At 60.5% G+C, this 23964-nt stretch carries 24 protein-coding genes; 14 read left to right on the plus strand and 10 right to left on the minus strand.

Annotated features, from left to right (window positions below; translation table 11 throughout):
* Window positions 1-32: 32 nt before the first annotated feature.
* Window positions 33-899 (minus strand): hypothetical protein, encoded by an 867-nt coding sequence (locus JOE56_RS05225; RefSeq protein ID WP_204515142.1) that lies wholly within the window; start codon window positions 897-899, stop codon window positions 33-35.
* Window positions 896-1486, minus strand: a complete 591-nt coding sequence (dcd, locus tag JOE56_RS05230; protein WP_102239500.1) for a dCTP deaminase — start codon at window positions 1484-1486, stop codon at window positions 896-898. Before dcd ends, JOE56_RS05225 begins: the two co-directional genes overlap by 4 nt.
* Before the next feature lie 175 nt (window positions 1487-1661).
* Between dcd and JOE56_RS11440 the strand changes: the two genes are divergently transcribed.
* On the plus strand, window positions 1662-3524 hold the full coding sequence (locus tag JOE56_RS11440) for an LPXTG cell wall anchor domain-containing protein (RefSeq protein WP_204515143.1): 1863 nt from the start codon (window positions 1662-1664) through the stop codon (window positions 3522-3524).
* 7 nt (window positions 3525-3531) lie between these two features.
* Complete coding sequence (locus tag JOE56_RS05240) at window positions 3532-4560, plus strand: hypothetical protein (RefSeq protein ID WP_204515144.1); 1029 nt, start codon at window positions 3532-3534, stop codon at window positions 4558-4560.
* 12 nt (window positions 4561-4572) lie between these two features.
* Here JOE56_RS05240 and JOE56_RS05245 read toward each other — a convergent pair whose 3' ends face one another.
* On the minus strand, window positions 4573-5592 hold the full coding sequence (locus tag JOE56_RS05245) for an acyl-CoA thioester hydrolase/BAAT C-terminal domain-containing protein (protein WP_204515145.1): 1020 nt from the start codon (window positions 5590-5592) through the stop codon (window positions 4573-4575).
* 109 nt (window positions 5593-5701) lie between these two features.
* Between JOE56_RS05245 and JOE56_RS05250 the strand changes: the two genes are divergently transcribed.
* Entirely contained in the window at window positions 5702-6655 is a 954-nt protein-coding gene (locus tag JOE56_RS05250) for a hypothetical protein (protein WP_204515146.1), read from the plus strand.
* A gap of 43 nt (window positions 6656-6698) precedes the next feature.
* Here JOE56_RS05250 and JOE56_RS05255 read toward each other — a convergent pair whose 3' ends face one another.
* Window positions 6699-8615 carry an NHL domain-containing thioredoxin family protein gene (locus JOE56_RS05255; protein WP_204515147.1) on the minus strand — a complete coding sequence of 639 codons (1917 nt, stop codon included), beginning with the start codon at window positions 8613-8615 and terminating at the stop codon, window positions 6699-6701.
* A gap of 139 nt (window positions 8616-8754) precedes the next feature.
* Here JOE56_RS05255 and JOE56_RS05260 point away from each other — a divergent pair, with 139 nt between their 5' ends.
* Genes JOE56_RS05260 through JOE56_RS05285 form a run of 6 tightly spaced genes read left to right on the plus strand, consistent with a single transcriptional unit; the run spans window position 8755 to window position 13324 of the window.
* A complete protein-coding gene (locus JOE56_RS05260; protein WP_204515148.1) occupies window positions 8755-10062 on the plus strand; it encodes a molybdopterin molybdotransferase MoeA in 1308 nt (435 codons plus the stop codon).
* 44 nt (window positions 10063-10106) lie between these two features.
* Entirely contained in the window at window positions 10107-10655 is a 549-nt protein-coding gene (gene moaC / locus JOE56_RS05265) for a cyclic pyranopterin monophosphate synthase MoaC (RefSeq protein WP_204515149.1), read from the plus strand.
* Window positions 10648-11049: a TOBE domain-containing protein gene (locus JOE56_RS05270; protein ID WP_204515150.1), complete on the plus strand. Its 402-nt coding sequence runs from the start codon at window positions 10648-10650 to the stop codon at window positions 11047-11049. The genes moaC and JOE56_RS05270 overlap by 8 nt, the downstream gene beginning before the upstream one ends.
* 39 nt (window positions 11050-11088) lie before the next feature.
* The gene (gene modA / locus JOE56_RS05275; RefSeq protein ID WP_204515151.1) at window positions 11089-11838 is read left to right on the plus strand and encodes a molybdate ABC transporter substrate-binding protein; all 750 of its coding nucleotides are present in this window, start codon (window positions 11089-11091) and stop codon (window positions 11836-11838) included.
* 14 nt (window positions 11839-11852) lie between these two features.
* Window positions 11853-12668: an ABC transporter permease gene (locus JOE56_RS05280; RefSeq protein ID WP_204516072.1), complete on the plus strand. Its 816-nt coding sequence runs from the start codon at window positions 11853-11855 to the stop codon at window positions 12666-12668.
* On the plus strand, window positions 12665-13324 hold the full coding sequence (locus JOE56_RS05285; RefSeq protein ID WP_204515152.1) for an ATP-binding cassette domain-containing protein: 660 nt from the start codon (window positions 12665-12667) through the stop codon (window positions 13322-13324). Before JOE56_RS05280 ends, JOE56_RS05285 begins: the two co-directional genes overlap by 4 nt.
* On the opposite strand, the gene JOE56_RS05290 is transcribed toward JOE56_RS05285, so the two are convergent.
* Together JOE56_RS05290 and JOE56_RS05295 are read right to left on the minus strand one after the other, a co-directional pair.
* Window positions 13321-14475: a ThiF family adenylyltransferase gene (locus JOE56_RS05290; RefSeq protein WP_204515153.1), complete on the minus strand. Its 1155-nt coding sequence runs from the start codon at window positions 14473-14475 to the stop codon at window positions 13321-13323. The two genes, JOE56_RS05285 and JOE56_RS05290, sit on opposite strands and share 4 nt — an antisense overlap.
* A complete protein-coding gene (locus tag JOE56_RS05295) occupies window positions 14472-15455 on the minus strand; it encodes a molybdenum cofactor biosynthesis protein MoaE (protein ID WP_204515154.1) in 984 nt (327 codons plus the stop codon). Before JOE56_RS05295 ends, JOE56_RS05290 begins: the two co-directional genes overlap by 4 nt.
* Before the next feature lie 39 nt (window positions 15456-15494).
* Between JOE56_RS05295 and moaA the strand changes: the two genes are divergently transcribed.
* The 5 genes from moaA (at window position 15495) to JOE56_RS05320 (ending at window position 19783) form a co-directional block, all read left to right on the plus strand.
* Entirely contained in the window at window positions 15495-16637 is a 1143-nt protein-coding gene (gene moaA, locus JOE56_RS05300; protein ID WP_204515155.1) for a GTP 3',8-cyclase MoaA, read from the plus strand.
* Between the two features lies 1 nt (window position 16638).
* A complete protein-coding gene (locus JOE56_RS05305) occupies window positions 16639-16932 on the plus strand; it encodes a MoaD/ThiS family protein (RefSeq protein ID WP_239530375.1) in 294 nt (97 codons plus the stop codon).
* Window positions 16933-17004: 72 nt separating this feature from the next.
* Window positions 17005-17850 carry a fumarylacetoacetate hydrolase family protein gene (locus JOE56_RS05310; RefSeq protein WP_204515156.1) on the plus strand — a complete coding sequence of 282 codons (846 nt, stop codon included), beginning with the start codon at window positions 17005-17007 and terminating at the stop codon, window positions 17848-17850.
* Window positions 17847-19070 carry a MalY/PatB family protein gene (locus JOE56_RS05315; protein WP_204515157.1) on the plus strand — a complete coding sequence of 408 codons (1224 nt, stop codon included), beginning with the start codon at window positions 17847-17849 and terminating at the stop codon, window positions 19068-19070. Before JOE56_RS05310 ends, JOE56_RS05315 begins: the two co-directional genes overlap by 4 nt.
* The gene (locus JOE56_RS05320; RefSeq protein ID WP_204515158.1) at window positions 19067-19783 is read left to right on the plus strand and encodes a YggS family pyridoxal phosphate-dependent enzyme; all 717 of its coding nucleotides are present in this window, start codon (window positions 19067-19069) and stop codon (window positions 19781-19783) included. The genes JOE56_RS05315 and JOE56_RS05320 overlap by 4 nt, the downstream gene beginning before the upstream one ends.
* Window positions 19784-19798: 15 nt before the next feature.
* On the opposite strand, the gene mmsB is transcribed toward JOE56_RS05320, so the two are convergent.
* From mmsB to JOE56_RS05340, 4 genes are all read right to left on the minus strand, one after another.
* On the minus strand, window positions 19799-20707 hold the full coding sequence (gene mmsB, locus JOE56_RS05325) for a 3-hydroxyisobutyrate dehydrogenase (protein WP_204515159.1): 909 nt from the start codon (window positions 20705-20707) through the stop codon (window positions 19799-19801).
* 70 nt (window positions 20708-20777) lie between these two features.
* A complete protein-coding gene (locus JOE56_RS05330; protein ID WP_204515160.1) occupies window positions 20778-21662 on the minus strand; it encodes a LysR family transcriptional regulator in 885 nt (294 codons plus the stop codon).
* 110 nt (window positions 21663-21772) lie between these two features.
* Complete coding sequence (locus JOE56_RS05335; RefSeq protein WP_204515161.1) at window positions 21773-22537, minus strand: 3-hydroxybutyrate dehydrogenase; 765 nt, start codon at window positions 22535-22537, stop codon at window positions 21773-21775.
* Window positions 22534-23883: an MFS transporter gene (locus tag JOE56_RS05340; RefSeq protein ID WP_204515162.1), complete on the minus strand. Its 1350-nt coding sequence runs from the start codon at window positions 23881-23883 to the stop codon at window positions 22534-22536. The genes JOE56_RS05335 and JOE56_RS05340 overlap by 4 nt, the downstream gene beginning before the upstream one ends.
* Window positions 23884-23964 lie beyond the last annotated feature (81 nt).

Here is a 23964-nt window from a genome sequence, read left to right on the forward strand (position 1 = left end):
CGTGAAATAGATGTTCGAAATAAGCGTCACGTTCAAGTTCCGCTGAGTTGTGATTCGGTCACCAAAAAGCCGTCGGCGTCGATTCCAATTCCGGCCGTTGCACGCATGAGCGCCCCGGCAATCCGCTCCAGTTCGACCACTACTTGGGCCCTCACGTGCGGCTCCAGCTGGGGATCCCCCATGGAGTCCGGTGAGATCCACCTGACCAGGTACGAAATCAGGGGCGCCTGCGCGTACTGGTCCACAGCGGGAGGTAACCGGTCTTCCACCAGGACGACGACCTCGGCGGGGTAATCCGGGCCAGCCGTCAGGGTGGCCGTCACCGAATATCCGTCCAGCAAGATGGGTTCGTCAGCCGCGATGGTGGACGCGTCCAGGGTGAACTGTTCGTGGGATTGGACGTCCGGCATCACCTGTCGCACCGTGTCCGCGCACACTCCCGGGTCCAGCCAGTAGCTCGAAAACACGGTGTAGACGGGGTGTTGGTCAGGGTCTGGGGTCACCGTTCGGGGCGCCGAGGTGTCCCCCGCCAAACGCACCGACCCGTGGAGGCGGCGCGCAAGTGCCATGAGGAGGTCGATGTTGCGTTCTTCTTCTTTGACAGGCAAGCCGTGCGGGAAGAATGTGTCGAGGGGGCCGTCACCCACGGGAGGTGTGGCCTCACGGTCAGTGGGTCCCCACAGGGCGAACACCACGCTGTCAGGTTCGCACCCAAGCTGGGCACAGTCCTGCTCACTGAGTGCGATGGGCCCTTCGAGGCGCGAGTGACGCGACAAATGGACTGTTCCCGTGTCCGCGTCGACGTCTATACGCGGGCGCACGTTCCGGATCAGTGTGAAGACGTCCGTGGGTTCAGTATGGGCGTCTGCGATCAACACGTGGGCAGACGTGTAGGTCATACCGATGGGCTCCGGTAGAAGTTCTGGAAACTGCGCGAGGCGGTGGGGCCCCTCTGACCCTGGTACCGGTTAGCGGTGGCTGGGTTGGAGCCGTACGGGTTGTTTGTGGGCGAGCTCAAGTTAAAGAAACACAGCTGACCAATTTTCATGCCCGGCCACAGTTTGATGGGCAACGTGGCCATGTTGGAGAGTTCCAATGTCACGTGGCCCGAGAATCCAGGGTCAATGAAACCTGCCGTTGAGTGGGTGAGAAGACCCAAACGACCCAGCGACGACTTGCCTTCCAAGCGGGCGGCGACGTCCGTGGGAAGTGTCACCACCTCGGCCGTGGAGGCCAACACAAATTCGCCCGGGTGCAGGATGAACGGCTGGTCGGTCTCAACTTCGACGAGCCGGGTGAGTTCGGGCTGTTCGACCGAAGGGTCAATGAACGAGTACTTGTGGTTGTCAAACAGACGAAACGATCTGTCTAAGCACACGTCCACGCTGGCCGGCTGAACAAGCACGGGGTCGAACGGATCCAACGCGATCCGGCCGGCTTCAATCTGGGAAATAATGTCGCGATCTGAAAGCAAACTCACAACCATAGAGTACCGTTTTTGCTTCGACATGCGCGGAAAACACTTGGACACGAAGCCGGGTGTGCTCTACAGTTGTCGTGTACTACGCCCGCGCTTTCGGTGCCTTCCCCCTTAGCCAACGCGGATTCGGTGGGTAGTGCACTGGCTTTGCGGTCGACTCTACAACCGAAAGGCCAATACTGTGAAGACTTTACCGAGTCTTGTGCTTGCCCCCGCAGTTGCAGCCGCGGTTACCGGCATGATTGCCGCGCCCGCTGTCGCTACTTCTACGAGTCCTGCACCAAACCAAGATCCAACGAGTGACGACGCATCAGCAGCGTCGAATGAATCCTCGCCGAAAAAGATCACTGTCACTGACACCACAGTGTCTGTTGCTGACATTTCAGACTCCAAAAAGGGTGTGACGTTCAAGGGCGAAAACTTCAAGCCCAACACGACCGCCCGCGTGTTTGCTACCGGACCTAACGGCCAGCAGTACCCTGCCAACACCGAACTGTCCGTAAACGACAAGGGCGAAGTCAACGGAACCTACTACTTCACCGTCGAAGAAGGTGCTGAAGTACCCGTTGGTCGGTACTCGATCGCTTTGCGTTCGATGGCAGACGAAAAGAACACTGATCCTGCAACATTCAGCGTGACTCAGGACGGCGAAGAGCCTGCTCCAGAGGCAACTCCAGCTCCGGAGCCAACGCAGGAAGAGACGCCTAAGCCTGAAGCAACACCGGAGCAGACACCGACCGAACAGCCAACCCCGGAAGAGACGAAGACCCCGGCAGAGACGCCAACCGCGGAGCCTACGCCGGAAGCACCAGCGACCGAGACCCCGTCGCCAGAAGCAACACCGGAAGAGACACAGACCCAGGAACCAACACCTGAGCCTAAGCAGACACCAACTGAAACACCGTCTGCACAACCTTCCGAAACTCCAAAACCGGAACCAACCCCGAAAGAGACACCAACCCAGGAACCGACACCGGAAGCACCAGCGACTGAAACCCCGTCGCCAGAAGCAACACCGGAAGAGACACAGACCCAGGAACCAACACCTGAGCCTAAGCAGACACCAACTGAAACACCGTCTGCACAGCCCTCCGAAACTCCAAAACCGGAACCAACCCCGAAAGAGACACCAACCCAGGAACCGACACCGGAACCTAAGCAGACACCAACTGAAACACCGTCTGCACAACCTTCCGAAACTCCAAAACCGGAACCAACTCCAGAAGAGACACCGACCTCGGAAGCAACCCCAGAAGCACCAGCTGCTGACGCTTCACTGTCGATCTCGCCGACGAAGATTTCGGCTGAAGCCTTTGGTGACAAGAACAAGGGTGTCAACGCAACTGTGACCGGCTTGAAAGCAGGTTCGAAGTACACCTTTAAGTTCGAACACAGTAAAGGCAAGACTTCCGCTTACGAAGTCACCAAGACTGCCGATGAGAAGGGTGTAGCTACTGCCGGTGTGGCCGCTGGAGAAGGTTCAGAAGTACACCCAGGAACGTACACCGTGACGGTGACCGGGGATGACCTCGACAAGCCACTCACTGGTTCGTTCACGGTGCTTCCTCCTCAGGACGACGCGCCAGACGACAAACCTGAGGACAGCAAGCCTGAAGACAAACCTGAGGACAGCAAGCCTGAAGACAACGCGCCCGAAGACACACCCGGAACGTCAGATGACGGTGGGCACTCCACCGAAATCGACAACTCTCGGGATGACCAGGGTGACGCGTCAGAGGACGAGCAGGAAGACTCGGAAGCTCCCGCTGAAGACGACTCTTCAGGTGAAGACACCGACGCAGCTGACAGCGACGAGAGCTCGGACTCAGGTGAAAGCGAAGACTCGACTGACACCTCGCGCCGTCCTGCGGAAGAACGCGCGCCACGTCACGGCGAGAACACGCCAGCGCCAGAGTCGAACAATGACCTGCCACGCACCGGTACTGAACTGACCGGCCTGGCATTGGGTGTTGGTCTGATCGTCGTAGGTGGGGCGGCTGTCGTTGTGACTCGCCGCAAGGCCGCGACGGACGGAACCTTCTAAACCAACAGTGGCCATTTCTGAAGGGCTCCCCCAGGACCTTAGCGACCTCAACCGAATCGTTCTCATGGGGCAAAGTGAGGACGTTGACGTCGCTTCGACGCTCCTGGGGGAGCGCCCGTATGTCACCCCCGCGATTACTCCGAAACCTCGGTATTCCGGGGCCCGTGTCGCGCGCGTCATCCGTGACGCGTGTCGCGCACACGTGTCCGCCAGCACCCAACTCGACCGCGCAATCGACGCGACATGCACGCTCTGGGGCGTTCCACCTCGGGCGCGGGTGCGCGACGTCGACGCCCGGTTGCTTCCATTGATCGCCGGATTCGCACATGCGCAAGCGACGAGCGCGACCCATGTGTTACTCGCCGACCCACTTCACGGACTCACGTCGAGCGCTCGCACGTCCCTGCGTAACCGCATTCTTGACACGTGCGAACGGCTGCACCTGGGGCTGATCATGTCGACGTATTCACTCACCGACGCGCATGTTATCGGCGGGTGGACGATCGTGGTGGAGAAGGACCAGGTGGCCGATCAGGGGCCGTTAGAGGCACAGCTGGCCACGCCGAGGTCGAACCTGGCAGCCGCGCACCGGCGGGTGAACGTGTTTTCAGGTTTGGCGCGCAAAGGGTGGCTTTCTATTGGGCATTCGCAGGTCCGGGCCCGTACCCAGTTGGATGGGAAGGTGTTTGTCACTATCCCGGTCAACGCTGTTGCGTTGTCATTCGACGAGTTTGACCCGATTTTTACTGACGAAACGGTATTCGAAGCGCTCATTACGCAGGTGCGTGACGCTGGCGAGCGCGTCCAGGTGGTCCTGTCCCCTGTGGATACCGAGGTGGGTCTTGCTATGACTGCCGATCTGTGGGATTTCTCGGGTCAGGGTCAGCCGTCCTCGGTCTTGCACCCCGCTTTAGGTACCGAGGTGAGCGAGCAAGCCACGCGTGTGCGCGCCGGCACGCACGTTTTTGTGCAGGTCGATACGGAGCACATGGAAGCGTACCCAGTTGAAGACGCGGCACCTACCGCCGTGACGTGACGTTGCGCGACGTTACCTACCCGCGTGCCACTCCGACAACTTCTTGATGACTAAATCCATCGACTCGTTGGCTGCTTTCGCATTGCCGTCGACGGTGCCACCAAACATGATCTGCCAGCCGTTGCCCATGGATTCAATATCTTCCACGAACAAGTGTCCGGCGCCGGGGTAGATGACGCTTTCGAATGCAGGCGACTGCTCAGCGAGTGCTTTAGAAGCTACTTCGCCCTGCCACATTTTGTCTTGGTCACCGGCAAGGAACAGCGCGTTGCCGTCAAATGAAGACAGGTCGATTGCCGCGTGGTCATGGGCATGTTCGGCCGCGTTTTCGTAGGTGGGGCGGTACTCGGGTGGGTATGCGGTGATCATGTCCCACATCATTTTCATCCCCACTGAGACGTTGCCACTCCTGAAGGTTGCGAAGGGAACCGGTTCACCGTTGTGCGTAAATGACGGCTGTTCCTTTTGAGAGCTGAAGTCCAGCCCGGAGTAACTGTAGTGAGCCGGCGTGAAGTTGATGAGGTTGTCCACCGGGTAGCCATGAGCGGCCAGGTTCGCCGTGAACTCTGCGCCTTTAGACGTGCCAATGACTGTAATGGGGGTTGGGTTCTCGATGGAGTTTTGGGCGTACTCAACGACTTCGTTGAACTGCTCAAGAGGCACCTGGGCAAGCGACGGTTTCTGGTTGTCTTGCCCAAAGAAGTAGAGAGCCAGGACTTCAAAGCCCTGTTCGCTAAGAGCTTTCGCTTGTTCGTATGCGGGCGATCCTTCGGACCCGCCGTAGACCACCACAGTGCCCTTATGCGAACGTTCTTGGGGTTTGAAGTGGAATCCGTTGAGGTACTCCCCTTTTATTGGTCGAATGCGGTCATTCGTGGGGTAACCGTTCTTGTCGTGGAGGTCAGCGCTGGCCTGAGTCACTGGGTACTTCCTTGTGTTGTACATGCGAAGACCAAAAATGGTGGCACCACACACCGCCAAGGTGAGCACCACGCCACCGGCAATACGACCCGTCCACTTCCGAAACTTCACACGCTCATTATAGGTTTCTCGTGCGGTTATGCATTTGTTCTGTAAGCTCTACCTGATGGTCTAAAGGATTACTGCAGGCCCGCAGACACAGCTTTCGGAGGGGGTGAGCATGCGGCGGAAATGGCCAATCGCACTGATCTGCACCGGAATCGTTCTGTGCTTGAGCACCATGCTCTCCGTGCCCATCCTCAACTTCACGGTTCACGTGCCTGGCAGAGCCGTGCTCACGTATTTCAAAGCACTCGAAAAACACGACACCAACCGAGCGTTGACCATGCTGGACATCCCGCATGAACGCATGTTGGACGGTGTCAGCGACGACATTCTTTCCGGTGCGGCCAGTGTGCCTAAGCAGGCGAAAGTCCTTGACTCAAAGCGTGTGAACGAGAACGAATACGACGTGAAAGTCTCGTATGTCCAAGGTTCCGACACACGTGAAACCACGTTCCGGGTGAAGCGTGACGCGCGCACCTTTGGCACCATCCAAAAGTGGTCCATCAAAGTCGATCAGTGGCCCGTTATCGCGATCGACGCTGGTGGCGCACCCACCGCGCAACTCAACGGCGTATCCGTGCCCGCGGGAGAAACACGCGTCCTGTTCCCCGTCACCTACACGGTGGGCTTCAACAGCACCTACCTACGTTCGGACTACCAAACGGTCGATGTGACGGAGCCTGCTACCACCTCGGACGTCCATTTGACGGGCAAACCCACGAAGGAACTCACCAAGAAGGTCGCTGACATTATCAAAAAGCAGATCGACGAATGCATGCAAGCCACGACCCTCATGCCCGCCGGCTGCGGTTTTGGGAAAGAAACCAACAACCAGATCCTGGGCGACGTGAAGTGGAAGGTGAAGTCCTACCCTCACGTCACGTTAGAAAACGGTGCCTCAGGAATCGAGATGGCGCCCACCAACGTGGAATTCACCGTAAGTGGAAAGCAACGCGACGCCGTCACGGCGTTTGAATCCACGTTTACCGACACGGTCACCACTCGCATGAGCGCCAAGGTCCGCATCGAAGGTAACAACGTCACCGTGATACAGGAAGAAGCGAAGTAGGCGCCGGCCCACAAAAACCCCGCCGGCGCGCCTAAGCCCCGCCTTACGCCCCGCGCAAGTCCAGCGCCAGGTCGTTTGGCCCGTCCGGCACCACCGCAACCGGGATTCCCCAGTCCTGTTGGTACAGGTGGCACGCAGCGTGGAGTGGAATCTCTCCACCGGGTTCGCCATCGCAGGCCGCCGCGCGGGCGGTGACGTGCAGAACACCGGAGGTCACCTCGGGGTTGAGGGTCACCGTACGCTGGGTGCCCTCCTTGCCACCTGCCCCGTCGACAATGAGGTTCTCAGGGGTCGAGGACACCTGCAGAAACGTGGGGTCACCCCAACGGTCATCGAGCTTCTGACCTGCGGGAACGGTAAACGCGACAGTGATGTCCAACGGTCCGGGACCGATCTCCGTGACCGGCCTCTTGGTCTGCTGAGCCCCTTCGTTAACCTCCAGCGCCTCTTCCGGAATGGGCACGGCGGTGAGTTGGTGAGCCGCGGATTCGGCGACCAACAGGTAGCCCGAGGTGGTGTCGTCTCCCTGCACGACCAGGATGTCCGAGGGTTCCTTCAGGCCGCGCGCCAGGGTGGACACGGTGTTGGCCTGGGGGTCGAAGCGACGGATGGCGCCGTTGTAGGTGTCGGCAATGGCGACGGTGCCGTCTGGAAGTTCGAGCGCACCCAGCGGGTGTTGCAGACGGGCGGATTCGGCTGGCCCGTCCTGGAATCCGAAGTCGAACAGCCCCAGGCCCACGTATGACGTGACGGCTCCGGTCGATGGGTCGAGTTTGCGCAGTGCCGAGGTTTCGGAATCCGCCACCCACACGTCACCGTCGCTGGCCAGCCGCACGCCGGACGGTTGGGCGAACCATTCGTCTAAGTCAAACGGGGTTGCCGCGTCCGAGGTGTCCCGCAGCCCTTCGTTAAGAGACCCGGAAATGTGCGCGACGGTTCCGGCTACCGGGTCGAAGGTCCACATGGTGTGGTTACCTGCCATGGCGATGACCACATTGGACGTCTTGGGCGCGTACACCACGTCCCAGGGGCTGGAGAGTTTCACGGCCGTGGCTGGACCGTCGTAGCGTCCGGAAAAACCGGGCTGATCAGGAACGTTGTCGCTGGCGCCCACCATGTATTGTTCGCCAGTTCCGGCCACGGTGGTTACGGTTTGGGTCTCTAGGTTGATTCCGCGCAGCGTGTGGTTGACCGTGTCTGCTGCGACCAGGTGGTAGCCCACTTGTTGCGCGATTTCTGGCGGAAGTTGGGCCACGCCACCGGGTTCTGAGAACTGGGCGGTGGCGAAGTCGCCGTCGGCGTTTCCGCGTTCACCGGAGCCGATGCGTCCCAGCAGGTTCGCGCCTTCGCTGTCGTAGAGCGCGTAGCTGTGGTGGCCGGAGTCGGCGACGATCAACCGGCCGTCGTCCAGGCGCACCACCTTGCCGGGGTAAAACAGGTCCCCTTCCCGAGGTGCGGGAGGCACATAGGGGGCGTCACCTCGGCGGAGGGTCCCTTTGGCTTCGTGCTCCGCGGCGACTTCTTCGATGAGGCTGATGAGGCCCGAGGTGTGCCCCTCCCCCGACATGGACGCGACGATGTAGCCCTCTGGGTCGATGACGACCAGGGTGGGCCAGGCGCGTGCGGTGTAGGCCTTCCAGGTCTCGAGGTTGGGGTCGTCGAGCACGATGTGTTCGACTTGGTAGCGTTCGACTGCCCGGTCGACGGCTTCGATTTCGCGTTCAAACTCAAACTTGGGTGAGTGGACACCAATCGTGACCAGGACATCCGCGTATTCTTCCTCGAGCGGGCGCAGTTCGTCGAGCACATGCAGGCAGTTGATGCAGCAGAACGTCCAAAAGTCGAGGAGGACGATCTTCCCGCGCAGATCTTCCAGGCTTAGGTTTTCTCCGCCGGTGTTGATCCAGCGTCGGCCAACGAGTTCGGGGGCACGCAGTCTTACGCGGTTCGCATTGCTCATGCTCTCATTGTCCCAAACTCTTGAGGGAGCGTGTGTTTGTGTGTCACACATGGACATGGAGGGGCGTGCTCTGCGGCGTGCGGACTGGGCGGCGAGGCACGCTCTGGCGCGCGTGCGATACGGGCCGTAATCTACTGACATGGTCTCGATTGCGGATTATCGCGAAAAGCTTTTCGACTTCCTCCTGCTCCTGAGTAGTTGGGAGTACCGCGATCTCGCTCAGGTGGCCACCCACCCCATGCCGTTGCGGGCAGCCCAGCACGTTAAGTCCGCTGAGCAGGTTCCCCGGTTCAACAACTCCCAAATGGACGGGTTTGTTGTGCATCCCAACGATCCCGAGGTGGTAGCAGGTAAGCCCGTTCCTCTCCTTCCCATGGTTGCCGCCGGGCACAACCCCGAACCGCTCACACCGGGCTTTGCGATGCCCATTATGACGGGGGCGAAGATTCCCGAATGGGATGGCCCGGCGTTCGACGATGACGGATGCGATCTGTGTGTGGTTCCGGTGGAAGAAACGGTGGCTGGTTTCGATGACCTGACACATGTGACGTTTACGCCCCAGGCGACTTTTGAGTCGGGTAGGTTCGTTCGGTACCGGGGTAGCGACATCGACTATGACGATGAGTTGTGCGCTGTTGGTGATCACCTCACGCCGGCGCGAACCGGGTCACTCGCGTCCGTGGGGCTCACACAGATTGCCGTGTTTAAACCATTGCGGGTTCTGGTGGTGTCCACGGGTGACGAAGTGTGCCAGCCGGGTCTGCGCCCGGGTGCGGCGCAGATCTACGATTCCAACACCTCGGCGGCGGTGGCGGCACTTTCAGTAGCGGGAGCCCACGTGGTAGGCACCCTGCACGCCCCCGACCATCCAGACTTGCTCCTGGATGCGGTGCGTTCGTGGCAGGCAGATGACACCCGGCGCGCCGATGTGGTTGTGTCGATGGGCGGCATTTCCATGGGGGCACGCGAAGTCATTCGATTGGCCTCAGAGCTGGAGGTACAGCAGGGAGTCGAGAACTGGTACGGTGGCGCGCAGTCTCCCAGGCTCCCAAACAGTGGCATGGAGTTCTGTCGCCTTCCCATGCAGCCGGGAGGCCCACAAGCAGTGGGCCAATTGGCAGGGGTTCCGTGGGTGGGGTTGCCCGGAAATCCGGTGTCCACACTGGTGAGCATTGAGGTGTTATTGCGTACCTCGATGTTTGGAGCACCGCCCCGCAACCGCATGAGCGTCACGGTACACACTCCCGACGGTGATCCACTGAGCAGTCCCGTGGGCAAAACCCAGATGCGATTCGCGCGCCTTGATGCTGATGGAAGCGTTCGGTTGGAATGGAGCAACAGTTCCCACTTGTTACACATGCAGGCTGATGCGACCGTGCTGGTGATGATTCCCCAAGACGTCTCGGCCATCGAAGACGGTGACACGTTTGAGGCGCTCGCGCTCTGAGCTAACGGGGTTTGCAGGCACCGGAACCTGCTAGCGTGTGCCTCATGACAGGGAGTTCTGAGCACAGCGCACCCCAGTTGTCCCACGTAGACGAATCCGGGGCCGCGCGCATGGTAGACGTGGGCGGCAAATCCGTGACAGCCCGCCGGGCCGTAGCAAGTGGCACGGTGATCACCACGCCCGAGGTCATGGAGCTGATTGCGTCGGGAAACCTACCTAAAGGAGAAGCCCTGCCCATTGCTCGCATTGCTGGAATCATGGGGGCAAAACGCACATGGGACCTCATTCCGCTGTGCCATCCGCTGGACCTTTCCGGAATCGACGTGACGTTCAGCCTTGAGCACGACCGTGTACACATTCAGGCTGTGGTGAAAACTTCGGGCAAAACAGGCGTCGAAATGGAGGCGCTTACGGCTGTTTCGCTCACTGCGCTGACCATCTACGACATGATCAAAGCCGTTGACAAGCACGCGGTTCTCACGAACATCAAGGTTGACGCGAAGTCCGGTGGTAAATCGGGCGACTGGTCCCGTAAAACCGAGCACCACCTCGGGCACAACCACCCATCACTACCCCAGGATTCACATGACTGACACACCTATGTACCGCGTTTCCGAAGCTGCCCGCTTCCTCGACGTGAGTACCGACACGGTACGGCGCTGGATCGCAGCCGGCACGCTCACCCACCGCACTGACTCAGCGGGGCGCACGGTTGTCGACGGGGTGGAGCTGGCTCGCCACGCCCGCAAAATCACGGCCCTGCCCGAAGACCCGCGTCACGTATCCACGAGCGTGTCGAACCGGTTTTATGGCATTGTCACCGACGTGAAGCGCGGTGATGTCATGTCGATGGTGGAAATCCAAGCTGGCCCGCACCGGATCTTTTCCCTGGTGGGCACCGACGAGATTGATCGGATGCAACTAACCCCGGGGAACGCTGTGATCGCCAGCGCCCTGGCACAAGTGATTGCACTGGAACGGATTTAAGGTGCGCTTGGCGTGTACCCGCGCCGTACCATCGGAAGCATGACAATGATGAAGCCACTTGCTGCAGTTGTAGCCCTCACGCTGACGTGTTGCGCGCTCACTTCATGCGGTAAGGCAGATCCAGAAACGTCCCTCACCGTTTTCGCTGCAGCTTCGTTGAAGAAGTCGTTTGAAACAATCGGGAAGGATTTCGAAGAGGAAACCGGCACCGATGTGACCTTCAGCTTTGCTGGTTCGTCTGGGTTGGTTGAGCAGATGAAGTCCGGGGCTCCGGCCCAGGTTTTCGCCTCCGCCGATGAGCCCACCATGGACACAGCTTCCCAAGCCGGGCTTGTTCAGGAGCCCCAGATTTTCGCTACGAACACCCTCACGATCGCCGTGCCTGAAGGCAACCCTGCGAACATCGCGAGCCTGGAGACGCTTACACGGCCGGGCGTCAAGGTCGCCGTGTGTGCCCCCGCCGTTCCGTGCGGGAATGCCACCAAGCAGGTGCTTGATCGTGCTGGCGTGACTTTGACCCCGGCAACGGAAGAGTCCAAGGTGACGGCCGTGCTCACAAAAGTGGAGTCTGGTCAGGTTGATGCGGGGCTAGTGTACGTGACTGACGCCCGCGCGTCAGACAAGGTGGAGGCGGTGGATTTTCCGCAGGCCGCCGAGGTCGTCAACCGTTACCCTATCGCCGTCACCTCCCACGGTAAGAAGACTGCGAGCGCTGCGCAGTTCGTTGAGTTTGTTTTGTCTGATCGTGCTCAGCAGGTGCTTCACGCGAACGGTTTTGGGCAACGGTGAAACCAGACGCTGACATGCGGTCGCGGGCTGACGTGCAGTCGCGGGCTCAAACACCGTTTCCTCGGTGGATGTGGGTGCCGGCTGTTGTTGCGGCGAGTTTCGTGGTGCTCCCCGTTGTGGGCTTGGTGGTTCGGGCGAATTGGCCGGAGTTTTTCTCACTGATCACGGCCCCGTCCGCACTTCAGGCGTTGCGCCTGTCGCTCATTACAGCCACGTGCGCAACAGTGTTTTCGGTGCTATTGGGCATTCCCTTGGCGTTGTTGACGGTCCGCGAGTTTCCGGGTGTGCGGTTGTTGCGCACGGTGGTGCTTTTGCCTTTGGTTCTTCCGCCGGTTGTGGGAGGCATTGCTCTTCTTTCGACGTTTGGGCGCGCGGGGCTCATTGGTTCTTCGTTGGAAGCTGCGGGTGTTTCGATCGCGTTCACCACGGTTGCGGTGGTTGTGGCCCAAACCTTTGTGGCGATGCCGTTCGTGGTGCTCACGGTCGAAGGCGCGCTCACCTCGCTGGACCCTGGGTTCGCCAAAGTCGCGACGACATTGGGCGCTGGCCCAACCCGCACACTTTTTCGGATTGTGTTGCCGCTCATTCGTCCCGCACTCATTTCTGGCGCGGTGTTAGCTTTTGCGCGTGCTCTGGGCGAGTTCGGTGCCACCGTGACGTTTGCGGGTTCCCTCCAGGGGGTGACGCGCACGCTTCCGCTCGAGGTGTACTTGCTGGCCGACTCCGGTGACACGGCCGGGGCGGTAGCGGTGTCCGTGGTTCTCATGGTTGTGGCGTTCGTGGTGGTGGCCACCATGTATCGCAAGACGTTCCGAGGTGTCCGCCAGTGACCCTCCATGTTGCGTTTTCGTTGCCCCAGCGGGGTATGGACATTGATTGTGACGTCCCGCTTAGCGGTATCACTGCGGTGATTGGGCCCAATGGTGCGGGGAAGTCCACCACGTTCGACGTGATCGCCGGTCTACTTCCGGTGCGTGGTGCCACCGTGCGTGTGGGGCAACGGGACTTCACCTCCGCCCAGGTCCCGGCGCATAAGCGCAGGATCGGCTATGTCATGCAAGACCCACATGTGTTTCCCCACATGAACGTGGAGGCGAACGTGGCTTTTGGGTTGCCACGTGGTGAGAAGGCGCGCGCGATTGAGGAACTGAAGCGTTTTCACGTAGACGACCTGCGCGCACGCATGCCCAGCACCCTGTCTGGCGGACAAGCAGCCCGAGTTGCCCTGGCCCGCGCACTTGCTCCACGTCCGGAACTGCTGTTGCTGGATGAACCGTTCGTGGCTTTGGACGCACCGGCACGAACCGAGCTTCGAACTCACCTGCGCTCGCTCAGCACTCCCGTGCTTCTCATCACCCACGACCGAGCCGATATTAAACTCGCAGATCACATCGTGGTTCTTGAGGCCGGGAAGGTTGTGCAAGTGGGCACCACCGCCGAGGTCGCCGCCCAGCCCCGCGGCATCGCCACCGAGCTCGTGGGTTAGTTGCCTGCGTCTTCCTGCACAACCGGTAGCCCGGCCCCCGTCCATGCGTACATACCGCCGATCACGTTGGTGAGGCGGACGTGCTGCACGCTCGGTTGAGAGTGGAACATCTGGATCGCGTATTGCGAGCGCACGCCGGCCTGACACATGACAAAAACGTGCGGGTCCGGCATGTGTTCAACCTCTAACGCAAGTGCGTGTGCCGACCCTTCCGGGTTGTCCATGATCGTTGACAACGGCAACAGACGGGCACCCGGCGCGTGCCCCGAATCGAACTCGGATTCTTCCCGCACGTCCAGAACAAAGGCGCCGGCGGGAATTTCCGCAGGAACGACCTCGGCAGCGCGGGTCTGCGCAGACTCCTCCCGGGACGTTGAGCCAGTCTCAGGCTGCGGCGCCCCACCGGAGCCAACCAACGGCACATATTCCCACATGCCTGTGAGCATGTCGTAGACTCCCACCTGCCCCACTAAAGGCTGACCCAGGCCGGTAATGAGTTTGAGGGCCTCGGCCGCTTGAGCCACCCCCAGCTGACCGGGAACAACCCCCAGAACCCCGGCTTCGGCGCACGTGGGAACATCATTAGGGGCAACAGGGTAGAGGTCGCGGTACGTGGGCCCGTCAGGCATGAACACCGACATTTGCCCGCCGGTCGTCAGCACGGCCGCCCACACGTGTGGAATCCCTACGTCCCGGCAGGCGTCTGAGATGACGTAGCGGGTGTCGAAGTTGTCGGCCCCGTCCAGGACCACGTCATAACCCTGCAGAATCTGACGAGCGTTGTCCGCGGTGAGCCGTTCACGGTGCGTCACCACGTGGACGTCTGGGTTCAGGGCCGTTAAATGCGCCGTCGCCGATTCGACCTTAGGTTCCCCCACCGACTCAGTCATGTGGAGCGGCTGGCGGTGCAGGTTCGACATCTCAACTACGTCGTCATCGATGAGCCCCACCGTGCCAACACCCGCGCTGGCCAGGTAAATCGCCGCCGGGGAGCCCAAGCCACCAGCACCGACGACCAGCACGCGAGCCCGCGCTATCGCCTGCTGCCCGGTCAGGCCCACAACGTTGAGCTGCCGCATGTAACGCCCGCTCACACGGGTCTGCCCTTCAGTCACGCCCGCAGCCGCGCCCGCTGCCATTTCATCCGTCACTGTAGGCCCACCCAGTCGTGTCCGCCGGTGTCGTAGTGCTGCTGCTTCCAGATGGGCACACGGGCTTTGACCTGGTTGACCACGTCTTCGCAGCAGTCGAACGCGGCCTTCCGGTGCGCCGCGGCCACCGCAACCACGATCGCCACGTCGCCCACCTGCAACGATCCCACCCGATGTTCGCACAAAACCCGAGTCCCCGGGTGCGCTTGAGCGACCTCGCCCACCACCTGCGCGAGCACCTTTTCCGCATCCGGGTGGCACGTGTAGTCCAGGCCCACGACGCCACCTCGGCCGGAGTCGTGGTTACGGATGACTCCGCTGAACTCCACGACCGCCCCGCATTCTGGGGTGACGACCGCGCTGGCCGCGTCGGTCAGGCACGGGTCCCGGGTGATCCGGGTTGCCACCACCGCCGAGGTGGTGACCGGCTGGGCGGGCGCGCCCCCGGAAGCCTCCACCGAGCCAGGCGCGTCCAACGCGGCCTCGTCGACACCTCGGCCGTGGGTGCGCACATCCGCAATCTGCTCACACGCGTGCGGCACCACAGGCGCAAGCGTGACCATGGCGTCGCGAACAGCCGACCGCGAACCCGGAAGATTGATGACCAGTGTCGACCCCGCGACCCCGGCGATTCCTCGACTCAAAGCGGCATGAGGAGTGTGTTCCAGACCCTGCGCGATCAACGCCTGCTCAATCCCAGGAACCCGGCGCTCAACAAAACGGGCCGTCATCTCAGGTGTCACATCGTCCGGGGTCAGCCCGGTTCCACCCGTCGTGATCACCACGGCAGGCGCGTCACGCAAGATCCGCTCAAGCGCATCGGCAACCGCGTGCCCGTCGCTCACACGCACCGGGTCAGGAGTCGCAAAGCCAAGCCCCCGCAACCATGCGGCGAGTTCGGGCCCCGTGGTATCAGTCGCGTCACCGCGAGCAACTGAACTCGACACCACCAGAACATACGCAGCGTCATTTTTCCTCATGCGCTTAACACTACCTGCGCTCGCCGATACCCTAGTGAGATGAACGTGTCACTGGGAATGCCGTCGATCCGCACAGAAAGTGTCGCCGACCGCGCCTCGCACACCCGGGACACCTTGGAGCGACGGGCGCACGACGCCCCCACCTCGGGCCCACTGGCCGACACCTTCGGGCGCACAGGCACTGACCTGCGGGTTTCGCTCACGGATCTGTGCAATCTGCGCTGTACGTACTGTATGCCCGCGTCCGGAATGACGTTCCTACCCAAGGACGCTGTCCTCACCGCCGCCGAGGTGGTTCGGCTTGTCCGTGTCGCAGTAGACGTTCTGGGGGTGCGTGAGCTTCGGCTCACCGGCGGAGAACCGCTGTTGCGTCAAGATCTGGCACACATAGTTGCGAGTATTCGTGGCAACCACCCGGACCTGCCGATCGCCATGACCACCAACGCTATTGGTCTTGAAAAACACCTACCCACGCTTCACCAAGCCGGCCTGAACCGCATAAACGTTTCGCTGGACACCGTTGACCCCGCGACGTTCGCGCAACTGTCCCGGCGCACCAAGTTCTCCGAAGTCATGGACGGGCTCAACGCGGCCCTGCGCCTCCGCGACCAAACCGCCGGGGATAGCGCTCCATTTGGGGTGAAAATCAACAGCGTGCTCATGCGAGGCGTAAACGACCACCAGGCTGTAGACCTTGCCCAGTTTGGAATCGACCACGGAATCACGGTGCGGTTCATTGAACAGATGCCGCTCGACGCCGACCACGGTTGGACCCGCCAGAATATGGTCACCGCCCACGATACCGCCACCCAGCTACAACAGCGGTGGGGGCTACGACCTCGGGCGGGGCGCGGGAGCGCACCTGCGGAACTCTTCGACCTGGTGGACTCCCGCGGAGTTGCCGGGCAGGTGGGGATCATCGCGTCGGTGACTCGTCCGTTCTGCTCAGCCTGCACGCGCACGCGCATCACGGCCGAAGGCAAGATCCGGTCGTGCCTGTTTTCCCACGAAGAGTTCGACCTGGCTGCGCTACTGCGCTCCGGGGCCAGCGACGACCAGATTGCGCAAGCGTGGCGGCAAGCCATGTGGCTCAAACCCAAGGCTCACGGAATGGGTGAGGCTGGCCTAGATTCGGACGCATACGAACAGCCCAACAGGTCCATGAGCGCGATTGGAGGATGACATGAGTGAAGGTGCCCAAAATCAGGTGTCAGTTCGCTACTTCGCCGCTGCCCGGGCCGCAACTGGCGTCGAACAGGAAGACGTTACTCTGGACGGTCAGTTGAGTAGCGGCGCAACCCGTGAACAGTTCATTGAACTGCTCGTCTCCCTTCACCCCGAGGTGCCCTCCGGCGAACCGCCACTGTCACGAGTTCTGCCACAATGTTCGTTCCTGGTTGACGGTGTCGCGTTGACCGACGGCACCGTGGCGACTGGGAACCGCGTCGATGTTCTACCCCCGTTTGCGGGCGGCTGAGCACCCGCCGTGCCCGCCGGCGATCGACGCCCGGATGCCTCTACCCCACCCCGTACTCGTGAAGGAGAACTCATGGAACTCATGCGTGTTGGCCCGCGTGGCCAGGAAATCCCTGTAGTGAGGCTCAGCGACCGCCACTACGATGTGCGGCCTCTCACCGGCGACTTCAACGCTGAGTTCTGGGCGCACGGGGTGAACACCCTGACCACGGCCCAAGTCAAAGACTGTCAAGAAATCAACATTGACGCCAGGCGGATCGGAGCCCCCGTAGCCCAGCCGGGCGCGATCATCTGCATCGGCACCAATTACGCCGCCCACGCCGCCGAAGCGAACCTCCCCACACCAACCCACCCCGTGGTTTTCCTCAAAACCCCCAACACGGTCGCCGGCCCCTACGATGAGTTGGAACCACCTCGGCGATTTTCCCAACTGGACTGGGAAGTTGAACTTGCCGTGATCATTGGCCGGGCCGCCCACAACCTCGACTCCCCCGAACAGGCACGGGAACACATTGCCTCGTACACGGTTGCCAACGACCTGTCCGAACGGGTGTTTCAAACCCAGGAATCCGGCGGGCAATGGTCTAAAGGCAAGTGCTTCCCCGGGGCGCTGCCACTGGGTCCGGTCGCGGTGAGCGCCGACGCATTCGACCCTACGAACGCCCGTCTGACCAGTCATGTGAACGGGGAGCCACGCCAGGACTCGTCCACGGCTGACATGATTTTTGACGTGTTTCACCTGGTGTATGACCTGTCGCAGTACATGCGGCTGGAACCCGGGTACGTGATCGCGACGGGAACGCCGCAGGGTGTCGCCATGTCCGGGCAGTACCCCTACCTGGAAAGTGGCGATGTCGTCGAGGTAGCGATCGAAGGACTAGGTACACAACGCACACAGATTGGCATAATGGCCCCATGAGCTACGACGACATCACAATTGACTCCCTTATTGAAAAGGGAAGCTTCAAATGGTCTGCCTACCCCGGCACGATTGGCGCCTGGACGGCAGAAATGGACTTTGGGGTAGCGCCAGCGATCCGCGCCACTCTTGAACAGTTGGATGCCAGCGACCTGTACGGCTACTCCACGCCTGCGCTCATACGCGACATGGCGCAGGCGACCGCACAGTTCTACAACGACACCTACGGCTGGGACGTCAATCCCGAATGGGTCTCGCCCGTGTCTGACGTGCTCACCGGTATGCAAGCGGTGCTGAGCTTCTACACCGAACCGGGCGCCAAACTGGTGCTACCCACTCCTGCGTACATGCCGTTCTTGACCATGCCTAAGATTCATGGTCGCGAAATCGTCGAAGTTCCCATGTTGCGGAATGAATTCGGGTCTGGCGACGCTAAGCCCACGTGGACCATGGACTTCGAGGCGATCGACCGCGCACTGTCCACCGCAGGTGCCGACGGCGGGTCCGGTGGTCTGCTGGTGCTGTGCAACCCGCACAACCCCATTGGTCGCGTGTACACCCGTGGTGAGCTGGAAGAACTGTCCCGTATCGTTGAAAAACACGGGGCCCGCGTGTTCTCCGATGAAATCCACGCACCACTGACCTTCACCGGTCACACCCACGTGCCGTATGCGTCAGTGAACGACGTGGCCGCGAACCACACCGTCACGGTCACCTCGCACTCCAAGAGCTTCAACACCCCCGGGCTCAAATGCGCGCAAATCATCTTCTCCAACGAAGCCGATTTCGCCATATGGGGCACACACGGCATGTTCACCGGAAAATCGGCCGCCAACCCAGGGTTGCTGGCAGCCGTGGCAGCCTACCGCGACTCGCGCGACTGGCTGGCGGACACCTCGGCGTACTTAGAACGCAACCGCGACGCACTGCCCGGCCTTTTGGAACGCCACCTGCCACAGGCCGTGTACGAACCACCAGAGGGGACGTACCTCGCCTGGATTGACCTGAGTGCCTACGACCTGGGCGATGACCTGACGTCGTTCTTTGTGGACCGGGCGCGCGTGTCCATCATTGACGGGGCGCTGTGTGGAGAAGCCGGCCGAGGCTTCATCCGACTCAACATGGGGACGCCGCTTCCAATCCTGGAAGAGATTGTGGAGCGGCTGGGTGCGGCTGTCGCTGGCAAGCCCGTTGCTCCGGTTGGGGAGGGGTCCGCGTGAGTGAGCCGGTAAGTGCCCACCAAGCTGAGCAGATTCGGAGCAAACTAGACGATGTGGCAGAGCGTGTGCGGGCGGCGAGTGAAGCGTCGAAACACGTCGACCGCGTGCAGATCCTGCTGGCCACGAAAACGCAGCCGGCGAGCAAAATCCGGGTTGCGTTGGAGCACGGGTTCACGTTGATTGGTGAGAACCGGGTGCAGGAACTCAACGAGAAATTCGACGACCTGGCTGATATTCCGCACGAAACGCACCTCATTGGCCCGTTACAACGCAACAAGGTCAACCACACGCTGGGTCAAGCGTCGTGTATTCAGTCGATCGATTCGATGAAGCTCGCCACCAAGATTCACAACCGTTTGGAGCTTCTAGACCAGACCGTCGAGGCGTTTGTGCAGGTCAACACCAGTCGTGAGGACACCAAATCAGGGGTGGCGCCGGAGCAGCTGGGCGAATTGCTCACGGAGATTGCGCCGTTAGAGCGGATTCGGTTGCGCGGGCTCATGACGATTGGGCTACCAGGGTCAACCGAGGCCGAGGTGCGTCCGTCGTATGCCGACCTTCGGAACCTCCGCGACACCCACCTTGATTCCGGGCTTCTACCAGAACACGCGACCGAACTGTCCATGGGCATGAGCAACGACTTCGAGCTTGCGATTGCCGAAGGCGCCACCATGGTGCGGATTGGCTCGAGTGTTTTTGGTGCGCGGGCCTAAGCCCGCGCACACGGTTTAGTCCTGGGGCAGGCCTTCAGCGTTCTCGTCGACCAGCCCGATAATCGCGGAGCAGTCGAGGTCGCCGTTTCCGTCGTCAATGAGCTGCTGGAGTCGGCTGTAGACCAATTCAGCCGCTGACAAGGTGACGCCCTGGGTCTTCGCACCGTCGAGCGCCAAGCCCACGTCCTTGTGCATGAGCATGGTGGAGAACCCGGCCTCGAAGTTGTTGTTTGCAGCGGCCGTGTCGACCACGCCCGACACTGGGTACCAGGTGCGCAGTGGCCACGAGTCACCCGATGAAACCTTTGCAATGTTGTAGAACACTTCTGGCTTAAGACCAAAGCGCTGCGCCAGAACGGCACCTTCGACAACACCCTGCAGGCTGATCGCCAACAACATGTTGTTCACAATCTTGGCTGCCTGACCAGCGCCTTCACCGCCTGCGTGGAAAATGTTTCCGGCCATAGGCTCAATAAATGTCTTCGCGTTTTCAACATCGACGTCATCCCCACCGAGCATGAAGGTCAACGTTCCAGCTGCTGCACCGGAAACACCACCGGAAACCGGACCGTCAACGAATTTGAATCCACGGTCGCGTGCTTCTTTGTGAAGTTCCGTTGCGGTGTCGAAGTCGATCGTGGACGAGTCAACGAGCAGCGTCGAGGTGGACGCGTTTTCAAATACGCCGCCCTCACCCAAGTACACAGTCTTAGCGTGCTCGCCTTTAGGCAACATCGAGAAGACAATGTCGGCACCTTCAACGGCTTCTGCGATTGAACTCTTAGCTACAACACCGTGGCCCGCAGCCGCTTCAACCGCAGCTGGGACAACATCGAATCCGTTGACTGTGTGACCTGCAGCGATCAAGTTCTTTGTCATAGGGCTTCCCATACGACCGAGCCCGATCCATCCGATTACTGCCATGTTTGCCTCCTTGCAGGGACTTTCTTCTTTTGACGACTACCTTATGCCGTAGGTCACACCTTGAGACTCATCAGGACGGCGGAACTTGCGCACTACGTGTGTGCGCAAGTGCACGAACCACCTCGACGACCACCTGGCGCCGCGCCGATTCGTTCCGCACAACCGCCCAATATTCCATGGGCGCGGAAAACTCGGAAACCACCCGCACCAGACCCTGAGATGCGAAGTCCGGGAGCAGACCCACACCGATTCCAGCTCGGGTGGCAGCTACATGCAGACGCACAGAATTTGACCGGAAGAAGCCAGCAGGACGTGGGAATCCAGCCGGTGCCCCTTCGAGCCCCTCAACACCCAAGGAGTGCTCCGGATAAAACACAAACCGGTGCTGGCTTAAGTCCTCGATCGTTTCAGGGACTCCTCGCTCACGCGCATATTCCTGGGAGACGTATAGCCCCAAAGAATAATTGCCCATCCGTTGTAACTGCGAGTGAGGCGCAGACGGTTCTCCCACCACAATCTCAATATCAACACCCGACCTGTACTTACTGGCTCGTTGCGTGGCCGTCACCAAGTCGATCTGCACATCCGGATACGCCTTCTGCAGGGCCATGATTCGATCAAAGCCCCCATAATCCACGAACCCTTCCGGGGCAGCGATCCGAACAACACCGCTCACCCCCGACATTCCACGCACTTTGCCGGCCTCTTCCAGGGCGGTCTCAACGGCCTCGGCCGCGGAAATCAACTGCTCCCCCGCCTGGGTGACTTCCCACCCGTCAGGCGAACTTGCCAACACAGGCTCGCCAACCGATTTTTCCAGCGCCGCAATGCGCCGAGACACGGTGGTGTGATTCACTCCCAGCACTTGAGCAGCAGCCGTGTACTTGCCCAAACGGGCCACAGTCAACAGGGTGAGAAGGTCGTCGGGAGCAATCCGACTGCGAGCGCTGATCATGCCCAAAGTTTATCGGCACGGTGGCTCGAACTGTGACCTAGTCAATACCTTCCGCGTGTATGACATGGATATACGCCACGCCGAATACTGGGCGCTTGCTTACTGGGCTACTACTGGGCGGCCCACCCTCCGTCAATCGAATGTGCCGATCCGTTGATCACACCGGCAGCGTCGGAACACAAGAACAGGGCCAGGCGAGCCACTTCCTCTTCAGTCGCCAATCGCTTGACCGCCGAGTGGCCCAAGAACACCTGGTCCAACACCTCGTCTTCAGAAATGTTTCGCGTGCGCGCTTGGTCAGCGATCTGCTGTTCAACCAGTGGCGTCATGACGTAGCCAGGGTTGATCGCATTACATGTCACGCCCTTGGGCCCACCCTCAAGCGCAGTGGTCTTGGTCAGGCCCATGAGCCCATGCTTAGCGGCAACGTACGCGCTCTTGAACGCTGAAGCACGCAAACCGTGAACCGACGACACGTTGACAATCCGACCCCACCCGCGCTCATACATGCCGGGAAGCACCGCTTTCGTCAGCACGAACGGAGATTCGAGCATGAGCCGGTTGATCAGGCGCCAATCGTCGAGCGGAAACTCCTCGACCGCGTGGATACGTTGGATACCCGCGTTGTTGATGAGGATGTCGGTGTCGATCCGTGTGCCGTCCAGGGCGTCAGTGTCACTGAGGTCGACTTCCCACGCCTCGCCTTCGATCGCGCTCGCTACTTCACGGGCAGCCTCGCCGTTGAGGTCGGCTACCGTCACCTGGGCGCCCGCTGATGCGAGCGCGTGCGCCATGGCTTTCCCCAATCCCGAGGCGGCTCCCGTGATGAGCGCAGATCTTCCGGTTAGATCTGCGATTGGTTGGCTACCGGTCATCCGATTCGCACCTCACGGTTCTCTCGGTCTGCGGCGTCAATCTCAGCAAAGTCGACGCCTCGGGTCTCACGTGTGAATACCAACGCCACGATGGAGATTGCACAGGCGATAAGCAGGTAAACCGCAATAGGTACGGACGATTCAAATTCGCGCAACAGGAACGTCGCAATGATGGGGGCGAAGGATCCCGCAACAATCGACGTCACCTGGTACCCAGTGGACACACCTGAGTTGCGCATGCGGGTGGGGAACATCTCAGCCATGATTGCAGGCTGGCCCGCGTACATCAGAGCGTGGAACAACAGGCCGATCACCAGGGCAATAAAGATGTTGAGTGGTTGCGCCGTGTCGTACAGCGGGAAGGCGAAGAAGCCCCACGTTGCCGTCAGCACGATCCCAATGAAGTACGGAGGTTTACGGCCAAAGATGTCAGCTAGGCGTCCCACGAACGGAACACACACGGCGTGGATCGCGTGGGCGCCCAGGAGCAAGCCCAGGATCTCGTGCGACTTGATGCCCACCTGAGTGCTCAGGTACGTAATCGAGAAGGTCACTACCAGGTAGTAGTGGATGTTCTCCACCAAACGCAGACCCATTGCGCAGAACACTCCGCGCGGGTAGCGCTTGAACACTTCGAAGAATCCGTAGGACTTGTCTTCGTGGTGGATTTCCTTTTGGGCTTCCTGGAAGATCGGGGCATCAGATACTCGGGTGCGAATGTACCAACCGATCAGCACAATGATTGCGGAGAGCCAGAAACCGACTCGCCAGCCCCATGCGATGAACTGTTCGTCAGGAAGAACTGCCGTGAGCACGAACAGAACGGCCGTCGCCAGGAGGTTACCCAGTGGAACCCCAGATTGCGGCCATGAGGACCAGAACCCGCGGCTTTCTTTAGGCGAGTGCTCTGCGACAAGGAGAACAGCTCCGCCCCACTCGCCACCTACCGCGAAACCTTGAACAAAGCGCAAGAGGACCAGAAGGATCGGTGCAATTGCACCAATCAAGTTGTAGGTGGGCAAGCATCCCATGAGGAACGTCGAAACACCCACCAAGATGATCGACAGCTGGAGCAGCTTCTTGCGCCCGTGCTTGTCGCCGAAGTGGCCGAACACAATACCGCCGATAGGGCGGGCGATGAAGCCGACTGCGTAGGTTGCAAACGCGAGAAGAATAGGTGTAAGCGGGTCGTCGGCTGGTGGAAACAGAATCTTGTTAAACACCAAGGTTGCGGCCGAGGCGTACAAGAAGAATTCGTACCATTCGACGACGGTACCTGCCATGGATGCCGCAACAACGCGCGAAAGCGTGCTTGTATCGGCCGTCTTTTGAGTAGGCGTGCTCATTCAAACTCCATCACGTCATTGTGCACACGCACATGTTTGTACAGCTGCACATAAAGCTAACCCCACAGGCCATGTGATGTC

This window comes from Brevibacterium paucivorans (assembly GCF_016907735.1).
GTDB classification, from domain to species: domain Bacteria; phylum Actinomycetota; class Actinomycetes; order Actinomycetales; family Brevibacteriaceae; genus Brevibacterium; species Brevibacterium paucivorans.

Bases quoted from the DNA above. Each gene is read 5' to 3' on its own strand.
- JOE56_RS05255 (WP_204515147.1), bottom strand. From the start codon at position 8,615: ATGAGCAATGCGAACCGCGTAAGACTGCGTGCCCCCGAACTCGTTGGC.
- moaA (WP_204515155.1), top strand. From the start codon at position 15,495: ATGAACGTGTCACTGGGAATGCCGTCGATCCGCACAGAAAGTGTCGCC.
- moaC (WP_204515149.1), top strand. From the start codon at position 10,107: ATGACAGGGAGTTCTGAGCACAGCGCACCCCAGTTGTCCCACGTAGAC.
- JOE56_RS05225 (WP_204515142.1), bottom strand. From the start codon at position 899: ATGACCTACACGTCTGCCCACGTGTTGATCGCAGACGCCCATACTGAA.
- modA (WP_204515151.1), top strand. From the start codon at position 11,089: ATGACAATGATGAAGCCACTTGCTGCAGTTGTAGCCCTCACGCTGACG.
- JOE56_RS05250 (WP_204515146.1), top strand. From the start codon at position 5,702: ATGCGGCGGAAATGGCCAATCGCACTGATCTGCACCGGAATCGTTCTG.
- JOE56_RS05340 (WP_204515162.1), bottom strand. From the start codon at position 23,883: ATGAGCACGCCTACTCAAAAGACGGCCGATACAAGCACGCTTTCGCGC.
- mmsB (WP_204515159.1), bottom strand. From the start codon at position 20,707: ATGGCAGTAATCGGATGGATCGGGCTCGGTCGTATGGGAAGCCCTATG.
- dcd (WP_102239500.1), bottom strand. From the start codon at position 1,486: ATGGTTGTGAGTTTGCTTTCAGATCGCGACATTATTTCCCAGATTGAA.
- JOE56_RS05315 (WP_204515157.1), top strand. From the start codon at position 17,847: ATGAGCTACGACGACATCACAATTGACTCCCTTATTGAAAAGGGAAGC.
- JOE56_RS05330 (WP_204515160.1), bottom strand. From the start codon at position 21,662: ATGATCAGCGCTCGCAGTCGGATTGCTCCCGACGACCTTCTCACCCTG.
- JOE56_RS05305 (WP_239530375.1), top strand. From the start codon at position 16,639: ATGAGTGAAGGTGCCCAAAATCAGGTGTCAGTTCGCTACTTCGCCGCT.
- JOE56_RS05280 (WP_204516072.1), top strand. From the start codon at position 11,853: ATGCGGTCGCGGGCTGACGTGCAGTCGCGGGCTCAAACACCGTTTCCT.
- JOE56_RS05270 (WP_204515150.1), top strand. From the start codon at position 10,648: ATGACTGACACACCTATGTACCGCGTTTCCGAAGCTGCCCGCTTCCTC.
- JOE56_RS05310 (WP_204515156.1), top strand. From the start codon at position 17,005: ATGGAACTCATGCGTGTTGGCCCGCGTGGCCAGGAAATCCCTGTAGTG.
- JOE56_RS05295 (WP_204515154.1), bottom strand. From the start codon at position 15,455: ATGAGGAAAAATGACGCTGCGTATGTTCTGGTGGTGTCGAGTTCAGTT.
- JOE56_RS05335 (WP_204515161.1), bottom strand. From the start codon at position 22,537: ATGACCGGTAGCCAACCAATCGCAGATCTAACCGGAAGATCTGCGCTC.
- JOE56_RS05260 (WP_204515148.1), top strand. From the start codon at position 8,755: ATGGTCTCGATTGCGGATTATCGCGAAAAGCTTTTCGACTTCCTCCTG.